Source organism: Bowmanella denitrificans (assembly GCF_002887595.1).
Taxonomy (GTDB): Bacteria; Pseudomonadota; Gammaproteobacteria; order Enterobacterales; family Alteromonadaceae; genus Bowmanella; species Bowmanella denitrificans.
The window spans coordinates 355,619-380,880 of the sequence record NZ_PEBU01000004.1 but is presented as its reverse complement, the minus strand read 5'-3'; the positions used below and the strand labels follow the sequence as shown (position 1 = coordinate 380,880).

General features: G+C 49.2%; 20 protein-coding genes. 7 read left to right on the top strand and 13 right to left on the bottom strand.

Annotation, left to right across the window (positions count from 1 at the left end):
- Positions 1–332: 332 nt before the first annotated feature.
- The 3 genes from CSR04_RS10690 to CSR04_RS10680 all read right to left on the bottom strand — a co-directional run bounded on the left by CSR04_RS10690 (position 333) and on the right by CSR04_RS10680 (position 3,126).
- Positions 333–719, bottom strand: a complete 387-nt coding sequence (locus CSR04_RS10690) for a YbaN family protein (protein WP_216362548.1) — start codon at positions 717–719, stop codon at positions 333–335.
- A complete protein-coding gene (locus tag CSR04_RS10685; protein WP_102796273.1) occupies positions 719–1,309 on the bottom strand; it encodes a biliverdin-producing heme oxygenase in 591 nt (196 codons plus the stop codon). Before CSR04_RS10685 ends, CSR04_RS10690 begins: the two co-directional genes overlap by 1 nt.
- Positions 1,310–1,596: 287 nt before the next feature.
- Positions 1,597–3,126 (bottom strand): fumarate hydratase, encoded by a 1,530-nt coding sequence (locus CSR04_RS10680; protein WP_102796272.1) that lies wholly within the window; start codon positions 3,124–3,126, stop codon positions 1,597–1,599.
- Positions 3,127–3,212: 86 nt separating this feature from the next.
- Here CSR04_RS10680 and pabB point away from each other — a divergent pair, with 86 nt between their 5' ends.
- Both pabB and CSR04_RS10670 read left to right on the top strand, forming a co-directional pair.
- Entirely contained in the window at positions 3,213–4,643 is a 1,431-nt protein-coding gene (gene pabB, locus CSR04_RS10675; RefSeq protein WP_102796271.1) for an aminodeoxychorismate synthase component I, read from the top strand.
- A 54-nt stretch (positions 4,644–4,697) separates the two neighbouring features.
- Positions 4,698–5,264 carry a CoA pyrophosphatase gene (locus tag CSR04_RS10670; protein ID WP_102796270.1) on the top strand — a complete coding sequence of 189 codons (567 nt, stop codon included), beginning with the start codon at positions 4,698–4,700 and terminating at the stop codon, positions 5,262–5,264.
- A gap of 78 nt (positions 5,265–5,342) precedes the next feature.
- Here CSR04_RS10670 and ffh read toward each other — a convergent pair whose 3' ends face one another.
- A complete protein-coding gene (gene ffh / locus CSR04_RS10665) occupies positions 5,343–6,719 on the bottom strand; it encodes a signal recognition particle protein (protein WP_102796269.1) in 1,377 nt (458 codons plus the stop codon).
- A 274-nt stretch (positions 6,720–6,993) separates the two neighbouring features.
- On the opposite strand from ffh, the gene CSR04_RS10660 reads away from it, so the two are divergent.
- Together CSR04_RS10660 and CSR04_RS10655 are read left to right on the top strand one after the other, a co-directional pair.
- On the top strand, positions 6,994–7,788 hold the full coding sequence (locus CSR04_RS10660; RefSeq protein ID WP_102796268.1) for a cytochrome C assembly family protein: 795 nt from the start codon (positions 6,994–6,996) through the stop codon (positions 7,786–7,788).
- 91 nt (positions 7,789–7,879) lie between these two features.
- Positions 7,880–9,181 carry an HlyC/CorC family transporter gene (locus tag CSR04_RS10655; RefSeq protein WP_102796267.1) on the top strand — a complete coding sequence of 434 codons (1,302 nt, stop codon included), beginning with the start codon at positions 7,880–7,882 and terminating at the stop codon, positions 9,179–9,181.
- 17 nt (positions 9,182–9,198) lie between these two features.
- Here the strand turns inward: CSR04_RS10655 and CSR04_RS10650 are convergent, their stop codons facing one another.
- Both CSR04_RS10650 and sixA read right to left on the bottom strand, forming a co-directional pair.
- On the bottom strand, positions 9,199–9,384 hold the full coding sequence (locus tag CSR04_RS10650; RefSeq protein ID WP_102796266.1) for a hypothetical protein: 186 nt from the start codon (positions 9,382–9,384) through the stop codon (positions 9,199–9,201).
- 99 nt (positions 9,385–9,483) lie between these two features.
- A complete protein-coding gene (sixA, locus tag CSR04_RS10645) occupies positions 9,484–9,948 on the bottom strand; it encodes a phosphohistidine phosphatase SixA (RefSeq protein ID WP_102796265.1) in 465 nt (154 codons plus the stop codon).
- 136 nt (positions 9,949–10,084) lie between these two features.
- Between sixA and CSR04_RS10640 the strand changes: the two genes are divergently transcribed.
- From CSR04_RS10640 to CSR04_RS24930, 3 genes are all read left to right on the top strand, one after another.
- Positions 10,085–12,844 (top strand): insulinase family protein, encoded by a 2,760-nt coding sequence (locus CSR04_RS10640; RefSeq protein ID WP_102796264.1) that lies wholly within the window; start codon positions 10,085–10,087, stop codon positions 12,842–12,844.
- A 332-nt stretch (positions 12,845–13,176) separates the two neighbouring features.
- Positions 13,177–17,553, top strand: a complete 4,377-nt coding sequence (locus CSR04_RS10635; protein ID WP_245921527.1) for an EAL domain-containing protein — start codon at positions 13,177–13,179, stop codon at positions 17,551–17,553.
- Positions 17,554–17,883: 330 nt separating this feature from the next.
- Positions 17,884–18,033 (top strand): hypothetical protein, encoded by a 150-nt coding sequence (locus CSR04_RS24930; RefSeq protein ID WP_172449314.1) that lies wholly within the window; start codon positions 17,884–17,886, stop codon positions 18,031–18,033.
- A gap of 151 nt (positions 18,034–18,184) precedes the next feature.
- Here CSR04_RS24930 and CSR04_RS10630 read toward each other — a convergent pair whose 3' ends face one another.
- From CSR04_RS10630 to CSR04_RS10600, 7 genes are all read right to left on the bottom strand, one after another.
- The gene (locus CSR04_RS10630) at positions 18,185–18,382 is read right to left on the bottom strand and encodes a hypothetical protein (RefSeq protein ID WP_102796262.1); all 198 of its coding nucleotides are present in this window, start codon (positions 18,380–18,382) and stop codon (positions 18,185–18,187) included.
- Positions 18,383–18,534: 152 nt separating this feature from the next.
- A complete protein-coding gene (locus CSR04_RS10625) occupies positions 18,535–18,825 on the bottom strand; it encodes a DUF3325 domain-containing protein (RefSeq protein ID WP_245921539.1) in 291 nt (96 codons plus the stop codon).
- Positions 18,826–18,850: 25 nt separating this feature from the next.
- Entirely contained in the window at positions 18,851–20,425 is a 1,575-nt protein-coding gene (locus tag CSR04_RS10620) for a PepSY-associated TM helix domain-containing protein (RefSeq protein WP_245921524.1), read from the bottom strand.
- Complete coding sequence (locus CSR04_RS10615; RefSeq protein ID WP_146027149.1) at positions 20,422–20,718, bottom strand: DUF3649 domain-containing protein; 297 nt, start codon at positions 20,716–20,718, stop codon at positions 20,422–20,424. Before CSR04_RS10615 ends, CSR04_RS10620 begins: the two co-directional genes overlap by 4 nt.
- A gap of 64 nt (positions 20,719–20,782) precedes the next feature.
- Positions 20,783–22,921 (bottom strand): TonB-dependent receptor domain-containing protein, encoded by a 2,139-nt coding sequence (locus CSR04_RS10610; protein WP_102796259.1) that lies wholly within the window; start codon positions 22,919–22,921, stop codon positions 20,783–20,785.
- A 149-nt stretch (positions 22,922–23,070) separates the two neighbouring features.
- Positions 23,071–24,408: a histidine kinase sensor domain-containing protein gene (locus tag CSR04_RS10605; protein ID WP_102796258.1), complete on the bottom strand. Its 1,338-nt coding sequence runs from the start codon at positions 24,406–24,408 to the stop codon at positions 23,071–23,073.
- On the bottom strand, positions 24,405–25,091 hold the full coding sequence (locus tag CSR04_RS10600) for a response regulator transcription factor (protein ID WP_102796257.1): 687 nt from the start codon (positions 25,089–25,091) through the stop codon (positions 24,405–24,407). Before CSR04_RS10600 ends, CSR04_RS10605 begins: the two co-directional genes overlap by 4 nt.
- Between the last annotated feature and the right edge of the window lie 171 nt (positions 25,092–25,262).

Below are 25,262 nucleotides of genomic sequence, written 5' to 3'. Positions count from 1 at the left end.
GGCAGTTGGCAGTTGGCAGTTGGCAGTTGGCAGTTGGCAGTTGGCAGTTGGCAGTTGGCAGTTGGCAGTTGGCAGTTGGCAGTTTAGTCTGACTCGCCCTCGCGCTCTGTCAACGGATTTCTGCTAACTGACGACTGATTTACTGACCACTTAGCTTACATCCCGTCGGACTCAAGTCCGACCCACGGCGCTTAGACTGAGCTTTGCTGTCGAAATTAATTTCGACCCACTGTGGGTTGGGCTTAAGCCCAACAACGGCGAAACACGACCTCAGTGTGCTTTTTCAGGGCAGCTCCGGCAGTTAATTCAAAGGCAAACATCGCTTTCTCACCCTAGTTTGGTGGCGAAGATGGGCAGTACAGTAAGTAAACCCATACCGCCAACATTAGTGCAGCTACAGACAATACAGATACCATTGGGGCAATGCTGCTCATCATCAGTAACCCTAGGCTCATACCAATGGCAGCAAAACACTTGGCTTTAACCGGCACCACCCGGTGTTGTTGCCAGTTCCTCAGCGCTTCACCGTATCTGTAGTGGCTAAGCAGCCTCTGTTCAAACTTTTTCGAGCTACGGGTAAAACAGGCCAATGCCAGAATCAGAAAAATAGTGGTAGGCATTACCGGCAATATTGCGCCAATGCCGCCAAGAGCGAGGAACAAGCAGCCGAGCATCTTCAAAGCAACCATTTTGACGCGCCCGGCATCTACTTTTTGCATCAAGCGTAAACCTGGGCCTGATACTGCTGAAAACGACTAAATGCGCTGCGGGCGCCCTTTAATATGGCCTGTTCCTGAGTCTCAGAAAAAACCACATCGTCAATAACCTGCACCAGATGACGCCATGCACTACCGCGCCCCGCGCCAGGGCCTGCCAGATAACGTGCACCTTTGTCACCTGAAACGGGTAATCGCGCCTGAACCTGACGCCCCAGCATCGCTGCCCCGACTTTTGAGCCTTCCACCACATAAAGCCAGCCTAGCGCCGTAGCAAAATCTGTTTTTGCTGTAATTAGCGGCTTTACAGCAATGTCAGGTAAACACAGATCGAAGTCAGCAAAATCCAGTTCTAAAGCATCCAAGCGTCTGCGCTCATTCAAATCATCCAGATGCTCAGCCAATTGCGGATGGGTGTACAAAGCCTCCACATCTTTTAAAAACAGGTATTGTAAGGTCAAAAACTGCAGGTAGCTTTGCACCGATGCAAAGGGATCCTTGGCCATAATACTGGTGTCTACATGACTATGTAGATCAGCCGTACCGGCTTTTAGCCTGAGCGCCCTACTGGATAAATGACTGACGGAATTCATGCTGCTGCGCCTCTGTTATAGCGTAGATCAAATCATATAGACATGATAACTATTATCATTTGCAACATCAAGTTGCCCTAGAGCCGCCAGATTGTTGATAGCAGGACTTTGCACGCAGTTTTTTGCACTTCGCGTCTCAGGTGTTGTTCTTTCTGGTAATAGGTTGTTGCGTGCTTTTTGACGCGCAAAGGCACTAAGCAGGCTGATTATCGGGGAATTGTAATTTACCCTGAGCTTATGAACAGGGACAGAGAATCAGGCCGGAACTGAGTCCGGCCTTTGCTAATTTACTTAGTCAGCGCGGCATCCAGCTCTTCAATCTTGGCTTTCCAGATGGCCGGGCCAGTTTGGTGGGCGTTATTACCCTGGCTATCCACCGCCACGGTGACCGGCATATCTTGCACTTCAAACTCGTAAATAGCTTCCATGCCCAGATCTTCAAACGCCACCACACGGGATTTCTTAATGGCTTTAGACACCAGATAAGCGGCACCACCCACAGCCATTAAGTACACCGCCTTGTGTTTGGCAATGCTTTCAACCGTAGCAGGCCCGCGCTCGGCTTTACCAATCATGCCAATAAGACCGGTTTGCTCCAGCATCATATCAGTGAACTTATCCATTCGGGTTGCAGTTGTCGGGCCAGCCGGGCCTACCACTTCGTCACCCACCGCATCCACCGGGCCCACGTAGTAAATAAAGCGGTTGGTCAGATCTACCCCTTCAGGCAGGCCTTCGCCATTTTGCAGCATGGTCTGAATACGCTTATGCGCCGCATCGCGACCGGTCAGCATTTTGCCTGATAGCAGCACGGTTTCGCCGGACTTCCACTGCTGAATCTCTTCTTTAGTAACGGTATCCAGATTGACCCGACGGGTATTGGCGCCCACTTCCCAGGTCACTTGTGGCCAATCTTCCAGTTTTGGAGGTGTCAGCTCCGCTGGGCCGCTGCCATCCAGATGGAAATGTACGTGACGGGTGGCTGCACAGTTAGGGATCATCACCACAGGTTTGGACGCAGCATGGGTCGGTACGGATTTAATTTTAATATCCACCACGGTAGTCAAACCGCCCAGGCCCTGGGCGCCAATACCCAGCGCATTGACTTTATTGAAGATATCCAGACGCAGTTTTTCTTCGGTGGTTTCGGCACCGCGCTCCATCAGTTCATGAATATCCACCGGATCCATCAGGCTTTCCTTGGCCAGCACCGCGGCTTTTTCTGCCGTACCGCCAATCCCTAATCCCAGCATCCCTGGCGGACACCAGCCCGCGCCCATGGTCGGCAGAGTTTTCACCACCCACTCGGCAATATCATCGCTGGGGTTGAGCATCACCATCTTAGATTTGTTCTCGCTGCCGCCGCCTTTGGCTGCAATCATCACTTCAATATGATCGCCTGCCACCATATCGATATGCACTACCGAGGGCGTATTATCCTTGGTGTTTTTGCGGCTGCCGGCCGGGTCAGCCACAATCGAGGCGCGCAGCGGATTATCAGGATTGGTATAGGCACGACGGGTTCCTTCATCCACCATCTGCTGCACCGTCATATCGGTTTTGTCCCACTGCACGGCCATGCCGATTTTGACAAAACAGGTTACAATGCCGGTGTCCTGACACAGAGGACGGTGGCCCTCGGCCGACATGCGTGAGTTAATCAGGATCTGCGCCATGGCGTCTTTAGCGGCCTGGCTCTGCTCTTTGTCATAGGCCTTTTCGACGGCTTTGACATAATCCAGAGGGTGGTAATAAGAGATAAACTGTAGGGCATCTTCGATGCTGTCGATAAAATCCTGCTGACGAATCACTGCCATGCTATTGCCTCACCGCGTTGTCTGATTTTTACACATTCGATAACCGTCAAAGCGGCTATCTGCTTGGTCTTTCTTGTGGTTGCAGTATGATACTCGCATTAGCAGCAGTGACCAAGGCCAGATACTTAGCCAATGGTCTTACCGAGTACCCCGTGAAGTCTTTTTTGCTACCTGAAAATTTGTCGATTGTGGATATTTTCGCCCGGTTTAGTGCCAGCCCCTGGTCTATCCTGCTGGACTCGGCGCAAAGCCCCCATGAAAACGGCCGCTACGATATTCTGCTGGCTGAGCCCATTGCCCATATTCAAACCTTTGCCGGTGTCAGCCATATATGGCACCAAGACAAGGATGAAATTGAATATAGCCATGCTGACCCTTTAAGTTTAATTGAAAAGTTGAATCAGGCGTTGTTTCCTGAACTTGCGCTGACGTCTGTGTCTGAAGATATCCCTTTTGCCTGTGGTGCCGCCGGCTATTTCAGCTACGACCTGGGTCGCTGTTTCGAAAACCTGCCCCAGCAAGCAGATAAGGATATTCAGGCACCCGATATGGCGGTGGGTTTTTACAGCTGGGCCCTGGTAAAGGATAACCACAGTGGCCAAAGCAAGGTGTATTATCACCCCCACTACCCGGCGCCCAGCGCTGATAAACTTCTGGAAAAGGCAAAGCCAGCCGCTCCGCAGCAAGCTTTTAAGCTGACCGGCCCATGGCATGCCAATATGTCCAAACAACAATATCTGCATAAACTTGGGCAGATCCACCAATATCTACTGGCTGGCGATTGCTATCAGGTGAATCTGGCCCAGCGTTTCAGCGCCACCTATCAGGGTGATGAATACCAGGCTTACCTTAAGCTCAGAGCCACAAATCAAGCGCCCTTTTCGGCTTTTTTGCGGCTGCCACAAGGGGCGGTGCTAAGTCTGTCACCCGAGCGATTTTTGCTGGTCGATGGGGACAAGGTGCAAACTAAACCCATTAAAGGCACCAGACCAAGAGGTGACAACCCACAACAGGATGCGGCATTGGCGGAAGAGCTACGTGCGGCTGACAAAGATCGCGCCGAAAACCTGATGATTGTGGATTTACTGCGCAATGACTTAAGCAAGCATTGCCTGCCCGGCTCTGTGCAAGTGCCTAAATTATTTGATATCGAGAGCTTCCCGGCCGTCCACCATCTGGTCAGTACGGTGGAAGGTCAGTTAAAGCCAAACGCATCGGCACTGGATCTACTGCGCGGCGCTTTCCCAGGCGGTTCAATTACCGGTGCGCCGAAAATCCGTGCCATGCAAATTATTGAAGAACTCGAACCCCAACGTCGTCATCTATACTGTGGCAGCATTGGGTATCTATCCGCCCAGGGTCGTATGGACACCAGTATCTGCATCCGTACCCTGATATGTGAGAATCAGCAAATACATTGCTGGGCCGGTGGTGGTATTGTGCTGGATTCCGATCCGCAGGACGAATACCAGGAAACCCTGCATAAGGTCAATAAAATACTGCCGGTACTGACATAGCTCCTTGATAATGCAGTTGGCAACAACTGGCCATAACCACTAAATAACAGGCATATGAAAAAAGCTGAATTTCTGAACAGATTTCATCATGCCCGCCAGGTCGACAGTGAGCGGGATTTTCCGCTGCGTAAACCCGGCAGGCCGGCAGCCGTGCTGATGCCAATTATTGAACGGGACGAACTGACCCTGCTATTTACCCGCCGTGCAGGCCATCTCAAGCATCACGCCGGGCAGGTTAGCTTTCCCGGTGGCAGGCAAGAGCCTGAAGACGCCGACCTACTGGATACCGCCTTACGTGAAACCCGTGAAGAGATTGGCATCAATACTGACAATATTGAGATTGTAGGCCAGCTGCAGCGTTATCGAACCGTGAGCGGCTACGAAGTTACGCCTTACATCGGCATCTTACCTCCGCCGCGCAAACTGATACCAGATCACAATGAAGTGGCCTCGGTGTTTGAAGTGCCGCTCAGCTATTTAATGAATAAACACAATCATATGGTGCACCTTGCCGAGCGTCAGGGCCTGACCCACCCGATTTATTTTATTCACTGGCAACAACAACATATCTGGGGGGCAACGGCGGCTTTTGTGCGTACTTTGTCTAATCATCTAACCTGAATCAGACATTGTCCGGCCGCCTGACATCTTAACCGGAAGGGGGGCGTTGACGGCCTCACACCGCCAACCAATAACGGATTAGCGACGCGGGAACATGCCGCCCGGGCCACCAGGAGGCATCATACCTTTCATACGCTGCATCATCTTCTGCATCCCGCCACCCGACATTTTCTTCATCATTTTCTGCATCTGGGTAAACTGTTTAAGCAAACGGTTTACATCCTGAATTTGTGTACCAGAGCCTGCGGCAATGCGACGCTTGCGCGACCCTTTGATGATATCCGGGTTGGCACGCTCCTTGGCGGTCATGGAATTGATAATGGCTTCCAGTTGGTTAAAGCTCTTGTCGTTAGCTTTTTCCTTAATCTGTTCGGACATATTGCCCATGCCAGGCAGTTTGTCGAGCATCGACATCATGCCGCCCATACTGCGCATCTGTTCCAATTGTTCTTTGAAATCCTGCAGGTCAAATCCTTTCCCTTTCTGGATCTTCTTAGCCATTTTCTGCGCTTTGTCTTTATCAACTTTGCGCTCAACTTCTTCAATCAGGCTCAACACATCGCCCATGCCCAGAATACGCGACGCAACGCGATCCGGGTGGAATGGCTCAAGTGCGTCAGACTTTTCACCCATACCCAGGAATTTGATCGGCTTACCGGTAATATGTCGTACCGACAATGCCGCACCACCGCGGGCATCACCATCCGCCTTGGTCAGGATCACGCCGGTCAGTGGCAATGCATCATTAAAGGCTTTAGCGGTGTTTGCAGCGTCCTGGCCCGTCATGGCATCGACAACGAACAAAGTCTCTACAGGCTTAACCGCCTGGTGCAGGGCCTTAATCTCGTCCATCATGCTTTCATCAACATGCAAACGGCCAGCCGTATCCACTAACAACACATCATAGAATTGCTTCTTGGCATGCTCGATAGCGCCATTAACGATATCGATGGGTTTCTGGCTGATGTCCGATGGATAGAAACTTACCTGCACTTCGTTGGCCAGAGTTTCCAGCTGTTTAATCGCCGCAGGGCGATACACGTCGGCACTCACCACCAGCACTTTTTTCTTTTCCCGCTCCCGCAGGAAACGCGCTAATTTACCGACGCTGGTGGTTTTACCCGCCCCTTGCAGGCCTGCCATCATCACTACAGCTGGAGGCTGTGCCGATAAAGCCAGCTTTTCGTTGGCCTGGCCCATAATGGCTTCCAGCTCGCCACGTACAATTTTAACAAACACCTGGCCAGGATTAAGGCTCTTGCTGACTTCAATGCCAACGGCTTTTTCCTTAACCTGATTGATAAACTCCCGCACCACCGGCAACGCCACATCTGCTTCAAGCAAAGCCATCCTGACTTCACGCAGGGTGTCTTTGATATTGTCCTCAGTGAGTCGACCACGACCACTGATGTTTTTCAGGGTCTGCCCAAGGCGTTCGGTAAGATTTTCAAACATATCAGATCTCATCCTTTTCGACGCCGACCACTGGCGTCTGAAATAAAAAATGCAGGCAATTAGCCGGTGCCGCGGATTATATAGGCGATGCAGGGCAATTTCCATGTATCCGCACTGCCCATCCAAGGCAACCTGTTGATATTCATTCTCATTAGGCTGGTTTAGCCAACAACGAAAAGATATACTTGGGCGCCATTTGGCAAAGTCAGCCGGGTTCAGAGGCCTGGTTTCGGAAGGAATCTTAACAACAGATGCTAATCAGTAAGGCAAAACAATGTTCCTGTTAGGTTTGATGGTCACCTTGCTCTATCTGGTTGCGGCAATCCATATTGGCAGCCGGTTGTTTCATCACGAAGGGCCGCGGCATAAGTTCTCTGCCTTCCTCGGCACGCTTGGGGTGGTGCTGCATCTTTGGTTACTGAGCGAAGGCATATTTAACCAACCAGGCCAGAACATGAGCATACTCAATGTGGCCTCATTGGTCGCCTGGATGATAACCCTTTCTATGACCATCGCCTCCTTTAGTTTACCCAATGCCATTTTACTGCCTGTGGTATACGGATTTTCTGCCATTACTGTGTTGCTCAATCTGCTCGTGCCCGACACGCACCTGATGCATATTGAAATGCGTCCGGCCCTGATTGCCCATATCACCCTGGCTCTATTTGCCTATGGCTGCCTGATGATCAGTATGCTGTACGCCTTACAACTGGCTTGTATTAATTTTCGCCTGAAGCGCAAGCAACTTTCATTGTTGCATTCGTCCTTGCCGCCTTTGCTGATTGTTGAACAAATTCTATTCAAGCTGCTGCTAGTGGGCACGGTGCTACTAACCTTATCTCTGGTAAGTGGTTTTATGTTCCTGGATGATATGTTCGCCCAGCATCAGGTGCACAAAACCGTACTGTCCAGCCTGGCCTGGCTGGTGTTTGTGCTGCTGTTGGCGGGACATTATCGCTTTGGTTGGCGTGGTCGCCCTGTGGTGATTACAACCCTGGTTGGGGCCATGTTATTAACCCTGGCCTATTTTGGTAGTCGCTTTGTCAAAGAAGTTTTACTGGGAATGTAGAAACGAGTTTGGCAAACTAGAGCGTCGGATGATTCCTTGCTGTACAAACAAGACGGCAGGGAAAAGTTAAGACAACACAGGAACCCCATCTTTGGACGACATATCTACCGGCACGCTGTTTATTCTGCTTGCCATCCTCATATTGTTATCCGCCTATTTTTCAAGTTCCGAAACCGGCATGATGTCCATCAACCGGTATCGGCTCAAGCACCTGGTGAAAGAAGAACACAAAGGTGCGATTCGTGTGCACAAGTTGCTGCTAAGACCGGATCGTCTGATTGGTCTGATTCTGATCGGTAATAACCTGGTGAATATTGCCGCCTCGGCCATCGCCACCATTATCGGTATGCGTTTGTTTGGTGATGTGGGTATTGCCATTGCAACCTTTGCCCTGACTCTGGTGATCCTGGTATTCGCCGAAGTCACTCCAAAAACGCTGGCGGCGCTTTACCCGGAAAAAGTGTCCTTCCCCAGCTCGGTGATATTACTGCCAATGCTGAAACTGCTTTATCCGGTGGTGTTTATTGTTAACGGCTTTACCAATGCCTTCTTGGTGCTGTTCCGTATCAGCCCCAAAAACGGTGATGAAGACAGCTTAAGCCGCGAAGAATTGCGCACCGTGGTGCATGAAGCCGGTGCCATGATCCCCAAACAACACCAGGATATGTTGGTGGGCATTCTGGATCTGGAGAAAGTAACGGCCGAGGATATTATGATCCCCCGCAACGAAATCGTCGGCATCGATATCAATGACGATTGGAAAGCCATCCAGAAGCAACTGATGCATTCCCAGCATACTCGTGTGCTGTTATACCGTGACACCATAGACGATGCGGTGGGTTTTATACATGCTCGGGATGCGCTGCGACTGCTGGCCAAAGACGAGTTTTCCAAAGCCAATCTGTTACGCGCCGTGCGGGAAATTTATTTCACGCCGGAAACGACGCCACTGCATACCCTGCTCTACAAGTTTCAGTCGGCCAAGGAGCGCATTGGTCTGGTTGTGGATGAATACGGTGATATTCAAGGGCTGGTGACGCTGGAGGATATTCTCGAGGAGATCGTCGGCGACTTTACCACTACCATCCTGCCCACCCATAGCAAGGAAGTGAACATCGAGGATGATGGCAGTGTGATGGTCGACGGCAGTGCCAACATTCGGGATCTGAACAAGGAAATGGACTGGAACCTGCCCATCGAAGGGCCTAAAACCCTTAATGGCTTAATTCTGGAACATTTCGAGGCCATTCCTTCCACGCAGGTGTGTTGCCGCTTAGCAGGTTACCCTATGGAGATCATTGAAATAAATGACAACATGGTCAAAACGGTCAGGGTTAAGCCGCTTTATTACAAGGAGCCCGACCCTGCGCGTGGCGACAGTCTGACAGGCTAACCAGAGCCTGTTGGCCTTTACTTCTGCTTTTCCTGTTGCAGGCGTTTTTGACGAATATTGGCTTTCAATTGCTCAACCTTGTCATTGAGTTGCCCCAAACGCTCAAAGATGCCCTGCAACTCATCGTCGTAGACCAGATCTGACTGTTCCAAATGATTTTCTAATACCTGCTGTAAATAGGCAGGCAAGCTTTTACCGGACATCTCTCCTCCTCCTCACAAGTATTATCGGAGAGATGCGTAAAAGCTAAAGGCAAGATCGAAATTTCATTGCCGGCAAGGTGAGCTAGCAGCCACAGATTTCTATGGTATATGCTGCCTGACTAGCGAGGCCCGGCCATTTTCCGGTTCATAGTCCAGCACCGCGATACCTGCAGTAGCAAACAGCATCGAATAAAAATGGCCACTCAGTTCATCCACCAAGGCGCTGACAAAAGGCATATGACTAACAATCAGCACACGCTGCACAGTGGGTCGACTGGCAAGTAATGCCTGCAGATATGCATGGAAGTGCTCAGCCTGACCATTAGGGGTAACATCATTGCAAATCTCAGTGACTTCCACTGGTAGCATGGTCTTAACCGCATCCAACGTCTGAATGGCTCTGGCGTAAGGACTGACAAGTACCAAGTCAATATGACCCGCCACCTCTTTCAGCCAACCACCGCTTCCCTTGGCTTCAGCCACACCATAATCGGTAAGATTGCGGCTGGCGTCTTCAACAAAACGACTTTCCGCCTCACCATGGCGCATTACAAAAATTTGCATTGACAGTTTAATTCCCCAAAATACCTGGAAAATATCGGCACGCGACTATAACAAATAAAAAGGACAGGCACCCTCAGTTGCAATTTGCCACGTTATCCTATTTGATACCCTATATACCAACTAACAGGCTCAGCACGTGATCATCAGCACCTATGATAGATGCCACTATCGGCACCTGAAACTGGACAATGGTCTGAATGTACTGCTGGTGCAAGATCCAGACAGCCGAAAATCTGCTGCCTGTGCTGCGATAGCCATGGGCCATTTCCAGGATCCAACGCACTGTCAGGGACTGGCACATTTGCTTGAGCATATGCTGTTCCTTGGCAGTCAATCCTACCCTGTTGCTAACCACCTGGCAGACTACCTGTCGTTAAACGGCGGACATGTTAACGCCTGGACGGGTACAGAACAATCCAGTTTCTACTTTGATGCGTTTAATAGCGGTTTTGCCCATGCACTTGAACAATTCAGCGCGATGCTCAGCAAGCCGTTATTTGATCCGCAAGCCATTTCCAGTGAATTAAACGCTATTGATGCTGAATTCCGGCTGAAGCAACAAGACGACCTCAGACGCCTGTATCAGGTGCACAAAGAGACCTGTAATCCCGCTCACCCATTCAGCAAATTTTCGGTCGGCAATCAGGAAATATTCGGCCAGTTCAGTGCCGGGCAATTGCAACAGATGCTGATGCAATTACATCAGAAATATTACCGCGCCGGAAATATGAGTTTAAGTTTGGTGTCAGATATGACACTTGATGAGCAAGAAGACTTATGCAGGCGATATTTCGCTACTCTGCCCCATGGCAAAACAAACGAGGCCAATGCCTACCCTCCCTTGTACTTGCCCGAACAGTTGGGGGTTATTCTTAATATTACCCCGCTGAAGACTGCCAGGCGTCTGATCGTTAGTTTTGCGCTGGAGGATGTGCACCAGTATTACCTGAGCAAACCCCTGAATCTAATCAGCCATTTAATTGGCGATGAAGGCCCCGGCAGCCTGTTATGTTATTTACGAAACCAGGGCTGGGCGACCAGTCTCAGTGCTGGCGGGGGAATTCAGGGCAGTAATTTCAAAGACTTCAATGTCAGCATGCAACTGACTCCGCTAGGGGCTGCTCATTGGCAGGAAGTCGTTAAAGCGTTGTTCTCCTGCCTGCAACTTATTCGCCAACAGGGCATTACACAGTGGCGTTTTGATGAACGTCAGGCGTTTGGCCAGATGGCCTTTGATTTTCATGATAAGCCTAAAGCTATGGATATGGCCTCGCACCTGGCTACCCAGTTACATTTTTATCCTCCTCAGCATTTGCTGAGTGGCGAATACCTGATGGATACGTTCGCCCCTGAATTGATAAAGCACATGTTGGAACAAATGACGCCTGACAACATGCGCCTGAAACTGATCCTGCCCGATCAGGTCACTGACCGAGCAGCGCGCTGGTATCAAACACCCTACTCTATTTCGCCCCTGCCAACGGACTTCATTAAGCAGTGCCATCAGCCGAAGGAAATTGACGAATTACGCTTACCGGAACCCAACCCATACTTAAGCGTGCATACGCAACTTAATGAAGTAGATCAGCGTTTTCTGTTGCCGGTTAAGCTGTGCAGCACTGACAACCTGAGTTTCTGGTTTTGTCAGGACGATGAATTTCGACAACCCAAAGGCGAGTTGTATTTGTCTTTTGATAGTCAGGCAGTCATGCAAGGTGCCAATTTGTGTGCCTATAAACGCATATGGACAGCGATGGTTCAGGAGCGTTTGAACCAGGATTTTTATCAGGCCAGTATTGCTGGATTACACTTCCACTTTTATGCACATCAGGGTGGATTTTCCCTGCATACCAGCGGTTTCAGCCACCAACAATTTACTATGGCTGAGCAGATGCTCAGACAGATTGTTAGATTTGATTACACCCGTGATGAGTTTGAACAAGCCAAAACCAGACAAATCCAGGCCATGCAAAATAGTCTGCTCAATAAGCCGGTAAACCGGCTGTTCAGCCATTTGTCGGTGCTGATGCAACCGCTGTCTTTTTCCATGGAAGATATGCTACCTATGGTTGAGGATGCAGATTTTGCCCAGATGCAAAATCAACATGCCCATCTTCTGGCCGCCCTGCATCTGGAAGCCTTTGCACATGGAGACTGGTCTGAGTCAGACACACAGGCATTTGCGCAAACACTGCAGCAAGAAGAATTGGCCGAAAAACTGTGTATCGGTACATTGCCAAGACAGGTGATAGCACTGACAGACAATTATCAGTTAGCGGTACCCTGTCAGGCAGATGACAATGCGGTATTGTTATACTTCCAAACACCTTGTGCCGACGTGGAATGTATCGCGCTAACCATATTGACCGAACAACTGTTGGCCGCGCCCTTTTTCAATCAATTACGCACTCAGAAACAGTTGGGCTATTTAGTCGGAAGTGGCTATATGCCTTATAACCAGCATCCGGGCATGGGGTTTTATATCCAATCGCCGCAATATGACAATGCAACCCTGGTTAGCGAAATTCGTGACTTCCTGCACCAAAGCCTGGCTGGCATCGCGTCCATCTCAGAATCAGACTGGCAAGCTATCAAACAAGGCATCGCCAAGCAGTTAATCAGCAAAGATACTGGGTTGTCCATGCGCAGTCAGCGTTTGTGGCTGGCCATAGGCAATGAAGACCTTAACTTTGACCAGCCACAGCGACTCAGCAAACAGATTCTGGCCTTAAGCCGCGAACAGGTATTGCATTTTTGCCAGGGGTTCAACGCCAGCAATGGGTTTGGCTCAGTACTGCTGTACAGCACCCAATCAGATCAATCGGCACAGCCACTGCAGGGTGTGCATATTGACAATTTGCCGCAATTTAAGGCAAATGCACGGCTGATTCGTTAAAAGTCAGCCTTTTCTACCTCCAGCCCTTTGACTTGAACCCAGACATATTTTAACGTACGAAATCAACAAGACGTTGGCAGGCCAGGAGGGTAGCCAGTTGCAGGTCAATCGCTGAGCGATTTGGCCAATGATTTTGGCAGGGATGGCCGACAGCAGAAAATACCCGATAAACATAATTACTATAAAGCAGCGGCGCTGCTAAAAGGTGTCCTTTGCGTCTTAATTCGGTCAAGTTGGCTTTTTTAGGGACAATATTTTGTCTCGGGCTGCTTTTTTCGCCCTGGAGCCGGGCCACCACCAATCTGTCGAATATTCAATTCAAGAACTATTCCGTGTCTGATGGACTCAGTCAGAGTACCATCCTGGATATTGCCGAAGACAAACAAGGCTTTATCTGGCTCGCAACGGTCAATGGACTAAACCGCTTCGACGGCTATCAGTTTAAGCAATATCATCTGGACGCCAACAATCCCAACAGTTTGCCCGACAAATTCGTACGTCAGCTATATGTAGATCAGCAAGGCACCTTATGGGTCGCTACCAACGGCGGCCTGGCACGTTACAATGCCCATAGTGATAACTTTACCCGCTTCAACAGCCAAAATACTCAATTGGCAGATGATTTGATTGTCGCCATAAGTCGTGGCTTGGACGGAAAACTCTGGGTTACAGACAAGAATCATTTGTATGAATACGATGAAAAACAACAAAATTTCCATCGCATCAGACTGGCGAATACCGAAATTTTTCCGGAAACCAAAAGCATCCTGGTGAAAGACGACCGGCTGTGGCTCGGTAGTTACGGCCACGGCATCCAGATCTACCAGGTCGACTCCAACAGCCTGTACAAATTAGATGGGCAAAATCCATGGGAGCTGCAGATTGATGCCAGTTTCCTGCATGATATAAAAGTCATTAACAATCAGTATTGGCTTGCTACAGAGCAAGGTGTGTATATTCTGAACGAACAGTTACAGTTATTACGTCACCTGCACACGGGTTCACAACCGGCTATTGTCAGCAATTTAGTCCAGAGCATTGAGCAGGATGCTGACAACGATGTCTGGCTGGGCACCTCTGAAGGCCTGAGCATAGTCAACCCCACAAGCTACTCCAGCCTGAATATTGACCAGCGCAATGACGCACTGGTGTCACTGGATAACCGCTACGTGTTTAAACTGTTAAAAGACAGCAACGATTCCATCTGGTTGGGCAGTTTCACCGGCGGAATCTACCAGTACAATGAACGTAGTGCCTTTATTAAACATTACCAGGCCATTCCTCACAGTGATGTGTCTATTTCAGACAATATGGTGTGGGCTTTTTCTGAAGCGCAAAATGGTAACATTTGGATCGCCACACAATCTGGCGGCCTGAACCTGTTTGAACCTACGTCCGCCGGATTCAAACATTATCTGTCTGATTTTCCCCACTCTATCTGGGATCTGGCCCTCGACGAGCAGGACCGGATATGGCTGGCAACCATAGACGGCATTTTTATATTTAAACTGAATGATAAAGGGCAGCTATTGCAGTTACAGCATCTGCTACCCGGTCAGCTTGTCGATAGTATTCAACTGTCAGGGGGCTTCGCTTGGATTTGGACAACCGGCACCTTGTCCAGTATCAACATAGCGGATTTCAGTTTCAGCCAAATCCCTGTACCCAACAAGCAGGGGCAATTGATCAAGCCTAATATGGTGGACAGCCACAACAATGTCTGGCTGGCGAGCAATGACGGCATCAGCCTTTACAACCTGGATAACGGCCAGTTTAGTCAGCCAGCCTTCAATATCAATGGTGAGAAGTTACCTCTGGGTGACACCAACGCCATTCTGGAAGGGCCTGATTTTATTTGGGTCTCCAGCTTCAAAAACGGCCTGTATAAACTGGATAAGCAGAGTTACAAGATTGTCCAGCATTACAGCAGAGACAATGGTCTGTCAGACAATGGTGTCTTAACCATGTTACTGGATGACAACGCTGTCTGGATTGCCACAACAGCGGGCATCGACCAGATATCCAGGCAAAATGGTCAATTGGTTCAACACATCCCTAAGGATCTGCTGGATTATAATGAATTAAATGAGTCGGCAGGCCTTATTACCCGTAAAGGTGATGTGTTATTCGGCGGAACTAAGGGTTTCCACATATTTAACCCTAATCGCCTGACCAATGTCAGCAAGCTGGCAGTGCGAGCCCCCAAAGTAACCGGGCTAAGTATCTTTAACCAAGAGGTCGGCGTAGGTGAAATAGACAGTCCCCTTACCAGGCCGGTTTATCAGCTTGAGTCTATTGAACTGGAAAACAAAGCATCGCCGTTTTCCCTGACATTTGCACTTATCAATCCTGTTAATCCGCGTTCGGTCAATTATCGCTACCAGATGCAGGGGTTGTCTGACCAGTGGTTGGAAGCCGACCACCATATTCGTCAGGCTACCTTTACTAATCTGGGTTTTGGTAACTACCATTTCCGCGTACAGGCCCGAGAGTTAGATGGGCCTTGGTCCCCGCCTGCGGAGCTGGCCATTCATATTAAAGCTCCAACCTGGTTACACCAGTCAGCCCTGCTGGCCTACGGCCTGGTAGCGTTTTTACTGCTCAGTTACTGGTTCCGTCAATACAAGTTGCGCCGGGTTACTCAACGCCGGGTCAGAGACAGTGAAGAGCGGCTGAAGCTAACCCTTTGGAGCAGTGGTGACGAATTGTGGGACTGGGATATTGCGCAGGCCGAAGTGACCAGAGCCAATATCTGGGGGGTATTGGATTTTCCGCAGGACAATCATCGGGTAGCCACCCAATTAGAGTCCAATATTCATAAAGCCGATCTGGACAGAGTCAGAGACTGCCTGAGTCAGCACCTTAAAGGCAAGTCCGAATACTATGAGACCACCTACAGAGTTAAAGACTTCAAGGGCGACTGGCAGTGGATACTGGATCGCGGCAAAGTTGTATCATGGGATGCCAATCAGAACCCGCTACGGATGACTGGAACATTAAAAAACATCAGTCACCTTAAACAGGCAGAGGAGCAACTCAGACTGTTTAAACGCTCCATTGAAACTATTTCTGACGGCGTATTTATCACCGATACCACCTTCAGGATTATTTCGGTGAATCAGGCATTTTGTAACCATACCGGCGAAACTCGCGAACAAGCCCTGGCCAGTTATCTGTCCTTTCATCAGTATCCCACCGCGTTTACCGATGAAGTCCGTAAAACCTTGCGACACAAAGGCAACTGGAGCGGCGAAATTGAATCTCTGCGACAAAATGGTGAACGCTATGAAATCGATTTGAACATCGATGCAATCCACAGTGACGATGGCAGTATAAGCCACTACGTGGGGGTATTTTCCGATATCACGTCGCGCAAGCGTACCGAGAAAGAACTGTTACAACTGGCTAATACCGATACGCTGACAGGCTTGCCAAATCGTTCCTTTTTCCAGGCCAGCCATCAGAACCTGGTGCGTAAAGGTATGCCCCATGCCCTGCTTTGCATGGACATGGACAACTTTAAAAAAATCAACGACTCAATGGGTCACCAAACCGGCGATTTGTTGATTAAGCAAATTGCCGCCAGGCTGCAAAAAATCACTGGTACCAACGCGACTTGCTATCGACTGGGCGGCGACGAGTTCAGCGTACTGGTTGAGAACAGTACAGATATCCACCGTATCACGCATTTAGCCCAACGAATTCTGGACGAAATGGCTCGCTCTTTTATTATCAGCCGCCAGGAATTTGTATTGGGTGGCAGCCTGGGTATTGCATTTTATCCAGAAGACGGTGCCAGCCCGCAGGAACTGCTTAAGAATGCGGATACTGCGATGTACTTCGCTAAAAATGCCGGGGGTAACAAATACCAGTTTTTCAGCGGTGAAATGAATCAAAATGCCGTTCGTCAGTTGCAAATCGAAAACCTCATCCGACACGGTATCAAAGAAGATCTGTTCAGCGTTTATTATCAACCCAAGGTAGATATCGCGTCCGGACAATTGGTCAGCATGGAGGCCCTGGTACGCTTTGAACACCCCGAGAAAGGCATTGTCAGCCCCGATCAATTTATTCCTTTGGCCGAGGAAACCGGCCAAATTATCGAAATTGGCGATATTGTCCTGCGTAAGGCCTGTGAAGATACCCAGCGCTGGGTAAAACAAGGTTTATTCAGTGGCCGTGTGGCAATTAATATCTCCGCCAGACAGTTTGAATTGCCAGACCTTGACCAGCGCATCGAGCAGGTATTGCGTCAGACCGGCCTGTCCCCCTTGCATCTGGAATGCGAAATTACCGAAGGCACCCTGATGCAGCGTCCTGAGCAATCACTGGAGCTGATGCAGAGGCTACGGGAGATGGGCATTCACCTGGCCCTGGATGACTTTGGTACCGGTTACTCTTCCCTTGCCTATTTGAAGCGTTTTCCACTTAACACGTTAAAAATAGACAAAGCCTTTATTGATGATATTGCCACCAGTGCCGTAGACAGGCACATGACCAGCGCCATTATCACTATTGCCCACAATCTGGGGTTAAAGGTGGTCGCAGAAGGTGTCGAAGAAGAGCAGCAGCTAAGCATACTGCGCCGCTACGAATGTGAAATGTTACAGGGTTACCTGTATAGCAAGCCGCTCAGCAGTGAACGCTTTACCAATCTGCTGCAGGAAAACCGTCGCCTGAATAAACTGATCAAACAAAATAACTACTAGGGGCTGTTTACAGCCGCTAGTCGTTGTTTACGGCCTGATGCTTTAAGCAGCCGCAAATCGCGGCAATTCACCGCCACCCGGCAATGTTTTTGCCACTTTCCCAGACAACAAGTCTAAAAACACCAATTAGTCAAATCCTTGGCGCAATCTATCGGTTGAGCCCTTGGATTGCCAAATCAAAAAATTGACTGTTGCCGCCCAACGCCAATAAAACAACGAAAAACACTTAAAATTCAACAACTTAAAAAACTGGCACAGCTTTCGCTATATCCTCTGTGGGACAGCCAACTGGTTGTTACTGAAAAACTTAACCCAATAGGAGAGATAGACATGTTGAAAGCTTATGCCATTGCCATCGCACTGACCACCGCCACTCCTGTCGCTGACAAAGCCGCCGAGGGTGCCAAAGCTCCAGTTAAGAGCAAAGCAGAAACTACCCAGACTCTGCAAGCCTGGAAGCCACGTTCAGTACGTGTATAAGAATGCATAAGAGGTTGTTCAACAGTCCATTGGCTGTCGGATGACGTTACCGGAGGCAGTATTGCCGGTATTCCAGAAAAAAGAGAGCAGCGGCTCTCTTTTTTGTTTTTGTGTTTGCCGCATTAAACCGGCTGATACCTGCTATTGGTTGTCAGGCGCGAATATACACCGAGCCAAATCCCCTCGCCTTGCGCAGCGCCATTTGCTTTTTAACACTGAACAGCGGTAACAACAGTGGGCCGAATAGTAATCCAGCCACACCCCAATGCTTGGCGCTCAAACCGTTTCTGAATGCTTCTACATAGTAAAACCAGGCACTCAACAGAGAAACCAGAATGGCCAACAACATAACGACTCCAGGGCATGGGTAATGGATGGCGCATTATACACATTGGCGATAAAAACACCACACTTTATAAATTTACATTATATTAACAATGCATATACGCAGAGCGTCATTCAGCCGTTGATTGCGCCTGTTTTTGAACCGACAGAGAAAAGTTAATCAGGGTGCTGGCCGAATGTCAGACGCCTGGGCATGTAAGTCAGCAGCAATGCCAGTATGGCCGCTGTAAAAGTGGCAGTACCCAGTCCATACACCAGACCAAGTGCCAGCCCCCATATAGAGACGGAATAAAACAGCGCGATGAGTAGCATGCTATATCCGCTAAACCGGTAAAAACGCACGCGCAAAGGCGTTGCCCGTCTGGTGGCTCCGAATACCTGCGTGTAGTGGCGCGTTAAACTTAGGCTCAAACAGTAGAATCCCAGAAAAACCTGGACGCACAGCATTAAAATCAACATATCGATTCACGCCCTATAGTGGCCTTGTGACGTTGTCACCCGAGAGAGTGGCAGCAGTCGTTTTAGATAAACGGATGGCAAGCAACACAAATGCGGCTGAAAACACTAGCATGCACAAGTCAAAACCAAGCATCAGCCAGTCAGCCTGGATAAGGCTGACGAGCAGATTGTGCTCGGTGGTCAGGGCATTAAGCAGGGGTAACCAGCCAAACATGACGGCAGCAAGCCAGCACAGATTTCGCCAGACGCTCTGTGCAGCGCTGCAAACCGCCAAGCCAATGCTCAGCAGCAAACCAATAAACAAACAATGCAGCTCCCATTCCGCGCGAAAGGCCATATCAAAGGGCAGCAGTCTGTTACTGGCAAAGTAACAGGCAATGGCAACCGGAATGCCCAGTATCATGCCAGCATTAATGCTGGCCAGGCGTCGTAATGCGCAACTGGCAGAATGCTGCCCTTTCGCTAAACGCTTTTTCAGCCACATGATGGCCCCGGTGGCTATCATGCCCGCCCCCAGCAAACCGCAGATAAAATACAACCAGCGCAAATAAATATCGGCGAACAAGCCTTCATGCAAATGTTCTAGCACATCGTAAACCCTGGCTGCCGCCCCGGCTTTACCTTCTGAAAGACTCATCACCACTTGTCCGTCCTGTTCGCGGTAGCTGAGCATTGACGCAAACTCTATACTGCGCTGGCTGGCAAACCACACCTCTATCTGCTGGTTTTCGGTGCCGCGTGCCAAAATCCCGACATAGCTCACAGGTTGACTGGCATATCTGGCTTTTGCATCTGTCAGGGCAGCTTCGGGAGACAACTGAGCGGCCGACATACTGATAACTTGCTCAGTGGTTATCTCGGCCTGCGCTGCAGTATAGAATTGACGATGTTTCTGCTCTCCCTCCCCATAGGTGACATCAATAACCGTTGCCATTGTCACCGTCATCAGCAACATCAGGCCGCTATACGTGATCATCAGGTGAAATGGCAGTGGTAGCACGCTGAAAATATTGTGTATGTCCAGCCAGGAGCGCAGCCCCTTACCCGTACGAAAGGTAAAAAACTCCAGAAAGATTTTCTTGTGGATGATCACACCGCTAATCAGCGCTATCAGCATGAGCATCGCCGCGGCACTGGTCAGGATATAGCCCAGTTGCAATGGCATGTAGTAGAGGGTGTAGTGCAACCGGTAGAGGGTTTCTCCGCCACTGGTTTGACGCGCTGAGATGATATCACCGCTATCAGGGTGTAAATGACGATCCAGCCACTGCCTGACGGTTCCTTTACTGGCATCTGCGGGTTGTAACCAGGAAATGCCGATATAAGGGTCTCTGGATGACGGGAAACTGATATACCATTGTGACGCATCATCTGCTGATTGGCTTAATTGCCGGGTCCCCATGGCCAGAATATCGGCATCATCCATTGGCTTTTGTACCACCACCCGCTCAGGTTGCATCCAGCGGTCAATCTCATTTTCAAAATAGCCAGCGCTACCGGTAATAAAGATAAAATACAGTAGCCACGCAAAGATGAAGCCACTCCAGGTGTGCAACCAGTTCATAGATTGCCTGAATCTGGGTTTCATAACGACAGCACTCCTTCAACAGCCAAGAGCCAGACAAACAATAAAACACAGGGCAGCAGAATGCTCAGAGCGGCACGGCGGATGGATTTAACCGAAAAAACCAACAGTATTGCGATGGCGTAGACAATAAAGCTCAGCATCATACCGGCGGTAATACCATCTACCTTATCGGCCTTCATCACAGAGGCAATGGCGATGGCACTCAGATTAGCCAGCACAAAACCACCAACCGAGGCCAGCAGCACTCTTAGGGAAATCGCTATTTCGCCCGCGTATTTGTTGAAAAACATCATCAATACACCATGCAAATAAAAGCGCTGCACAAGTACAGCGCTTTTACTTTGAGCTAGCCGGAATTTAGAAGCGATAGGCCAGACTTAAACGAATGTCCCGGCCAGCCTCTTTAATTCCCACCACGGACTCGTAGCCAGGAATATGGCCATAGTCGGCAACACTACCGTGGCTGCGATATGACTCGTCCAGTAAATTTTGTACTGCCAGATCCAGACGTAAGTTTGCTGTCGGCTCGTAACTTATATAGACATCAACAACCTGGTAACTTGGTTTATTAATAGTTTCAAGCTCTGTGACCCAGCCAAGTTCCATGGAACGATGAAAGACTTCGATATCGTTCAGGCTGGCCACATAGTTGATATTCAGGCCCAGTTTAATCTCATCACTCAGCCAGTAATTTGCGCTCACATTGAGTGAATCTCCAACCGCATTGCCCAAACCACCGTATTCATAAGCGGCCAGTTGCAGACCACTTAAATTTACCCGGCGAACGCCGCTGGGATCACTTGCATCAGGCCATAAGAATTCGCTGTTATTCAGTTCTACATCATTGTGGTTGTAGCTCACCAACAGATCAAAGTTGCTGGCCTTATAACCCGCTACCAGTTCCAGACCTTTACTCTCCAGATCGCCGATATTCTCGTAAAAGACCCCCTCGCTGCCTTTAAACTTATCAAACACCACATCGTTGATCACACTGCGATACACCGAGGCTTCAAATAACCAGGTCCCGTCATTGTATTCAAGGCCCAGCTCAATGTTGTCAACCTCTTCGGCTTTCAGGTTTTCATTAGGCGTCAGCTCCCCCACGGTAAACGCATCTGCCACCTGCCTGCCGCGCAACGCTTCTGCATAACCCGCTGTCAGCCTTAAGCTGTCGGTGAAACTGTAGGTAAAGCCCAGATTCTTGCTTATCCCGTCTTGTTTTTTGGTTGAAAACGCGCTGCTGGAGGTAACAGGATCGCCATTGGCATCAGTCTCTATTACCCAAACTCCATCGACTTTAATCCAGTTGGCTTCAATACCTTGGTGGTCAAGCTCATAAGCGTCATAACGAAGACCAAGACTGAGTAGCAGCGCATCGGTGATCTGCCAGTGATCCTGGGCGTATAGCGCGGTTACCCTGCCGTCTTCGTCAAAAATACCGCCAAAATCAGCGTATGACTGGGAGTGCACTTCATCCTTTTTGTGCTCCACGCCATAGGTCAGGGCATGACGACCAATATCACTGCTATTGCGAATATCAAACCCGGTGGTTTTTATTGACGCGTCCCAGGTGTATAACTCACGTTTAAAGGACGACTCGGTCTGATAAAGGGTGGTTTCAAGATTCAGTAAGGCGTTGGCATACCAACCATGATTCAACACCAGGGTCTCGCGCTCACCCCAGGATGCAAAAAGCGGATCGCTTGCCAGCGGCGCCCAGTTGGTTTGCTTGCCAAATTGACCTTCCTCTTTCCGGCGTTCATAGCTTAAGGTCAGTTCCTGATGCTCGGTAATATCGGCATGGACTTTGGCAAAACCCAGGGTCTGATCCGCCGCTGTGCCGGGGATCTCCTGTCCGTCACCATCATCCATATTATTGCGGCTGACATTGACATAAGATGCCAGCACATTCACTGCGTCGGTAACACGTCCGTACAAAGACACACTTTCTTTATGCCCATCGTTAGAAAAATAACCGGCTTTAAGCAGACCACCAAAACGTTCTCCATCCGTCAGCAGATCTTCTGCGGTTTTGGTTTTAAAACGAATCGCTCCCCCCACTGCGCCACTGCCTGACGTGGCCTCCCCTGCGCCAGCCTGAACTTCCACACTGCGCAACAGTTCAGGTTCAATGGCCACACGGCCTATATGGTGAAACAAGGTGCTGGTTTGCGGCGCGCCATCCACAGTGACATTGACCATGGAATCTTCCACGCCACGCACGAATATCTTCTGAGCAATACCTAAAGAGCCACCAACGGTCACCGAGGGAGTATGGCGAAAGATATCTTCCAGGTCATTGGCCTGGTAGCTTTCCAGTTCTTCAGGGGTAATCGCCGCGTTGGTTGTGGCGCCCACCACCGTGATTCTCTCTATTTTCTTTTCTTGAATTTGCTGCTGTTCCTGAGCATAGGCGGGCATGCCTAGGCTTGCGGCAACAAATGCGCTGAGTATGGAGGTTTTAAAGTAAAGAGTTGGGGTTGTATGTGCAGTCATGTGAGCGTCTCAATTTTTAGGTACATCAACAAAATGAGAATTATTACCATTAATAAGACTACAGAGTAGCACTTTTACATTTGTTACATATTGTCGTGATCTATCAAGGCTGGCCATCTCTTGAATATAGACTCCGTTGAAACTCAGCTCTATACAGCAGGAATGCGAATCACCACCTGCAATCCGCCCCCGGCCCGGTTCTCAGCGTGGATGCTTGCTCTGACACTGGCCAGATGGCGCTTTGCCAGTGCCAGGCCAAGTCCAAAACTATGGTTGTCACCCTGACGCGCATCGTCCACTCTGAAGAAAGGCTCAAACACCTTTTGCAGATATTGCTCCGGGATGCCCGGCCCCTGATCGCTCACCAGGATACAAAAATTATCCTGCCCCTGATTCAGCGCAATGTGCACAACTTTGCCGGGCGGGGTATAACGCAGGGCATTGCGGATGACATTCTCTATGGCCAGACATAATGCCCGGTGACTGCTGTTTTGCACTATGGCATTGACGGGGGAATCCAGATGAATATGACGGTCGGGAAACTCGAACTTGGCGTCTTCAATCAATACATCCAACAGGTCCACCAAATCGAGCTGTTCCTGCTGGAGTACGGGTTTTTCGTTATCCAGCCAGGCCAGTGTCAGGGTGTCTTCAACCAGTTTGCGAATGTGTTGGGATTCACGCCCGATACGCATCAGATGTTGTTGACTATTCGCATTGTCAAAGCCGCTGACCGCAATATCCAGACGAGTCAGAGGAGTTCTTAGTTCGTGGGATAAATCCGAAATCAGTTGGCGCTGACTGGCAATCAACTCGCCGATGCGGCAAGCCATCTGGTCGAAGGTATCAGCCAGATGGGACAACTCATCGTCGCGGTTGCCTAAATATTTCCCAACCCTGGCCTCAAAATTGCCCATGCTAAACTCTTTAGTGGCTTTGTCGAGACGCTGCAGAGGGCTCATAATATGACGATATAAAACAAAAGATAACAAGGCCAGCACCGTCATTGGCAGCATAATTTGCATCACAAATCTGGCGGTTGACCAATATGTACCGGGCCGCATCCGCTCAGGAAGTTTTACCAGCAAACTGGCATTTAATGTTGTAAACGGCAATTCCATGACCGGATTTTCAGCAAAGTACAAATGGATTTTCCAGTCAACACTTCGACCAAAATGATAACTACCGACAAAATCCTTATCAAAATTCTCACCGGCAATATGTAAGGCTTCAAAACTGGCTATCGACAACCAGGTATTTTCTTTGTTCTTTATCTCAGTTAGCCAAGCATCTAATGCGTCAAACTGTTTGGATAAAATAAAGGCTTCGGCTTGCGCTCCCCAGGACTGTAATTCTTGTTTATCCTTTTCTGCAATAAAACTCATATTCTCTTCGGTTTTAATGGTTAATATATGCAGCAGGTAAAAAAAGGCGACCGTACCGGTCGCCAGAACCACAAAAAACTTCCAAAACAGCGTTCTTTTCATTTGAAGCAGTATCCTTTGCCATGCACAGTTTGTAGCCTTTCACCCGGCCAGTTTGCTTCATTGAGTTTTCTTCTGACCCGACTCAGATGCATATCTAAGCTGCGATCATAAGCAGCCATTTTTTTATTCAGAACTGATTGATACAATTCATTTTTTGCTACAACATCATGAGGCTGAGAAACTAATTCCCACAGCAGCTTAAACTGAATCGCGGTAAACTCTATTTCCTGGTTGTGTACGTGGATTGTTTGATTGGTGGAATTTAAGGTTAAACCATCAACGCTTATCTCATATTGCCGGATTGGACGGCTATTGTTCAGGTAGCGTCTCAGCAGGCTTTCTATTCTTAAAAGTAGTTCATGGGAATTAAACGGCTTGCTGACGTAGTCGTCTGCCCCATGGGTTAAACCTAAGATCCGTTCTTCTTCGGCTCCCTTTGCTGACAGCATAATGACCGGAACCTGGCTGGTTTCGCGCAGGGCTTTTAACAGCGAGACACCGTCTAATCCGGGCAACATTCGATCCAGTACAATCAACTGGCACTGCTGCTTTTTCGCGCTGTGTAGACCAGCTTCTCCATCAAAGCACTGCTCAGTTTGGTAGCCCGCTTTGACCAGCAGATCACGCAAATAGGCATTCAACGTAAGATCATCTTCAATGACCAGAATTGAAGGTTTCAACACTTAATCGCCTTAGTGAACAAAACTACATATACAAATGCGAATGAATAAGATTGACAATGGTAATAGCGATGAAGAGTAAAGTAAATTCACACCCCAACGACCTGTTGCTAAAAATCGAAATGCGATGAACAAGCAAAAAAAATCCGATGGCAGATAGCATCGGATTTTCAT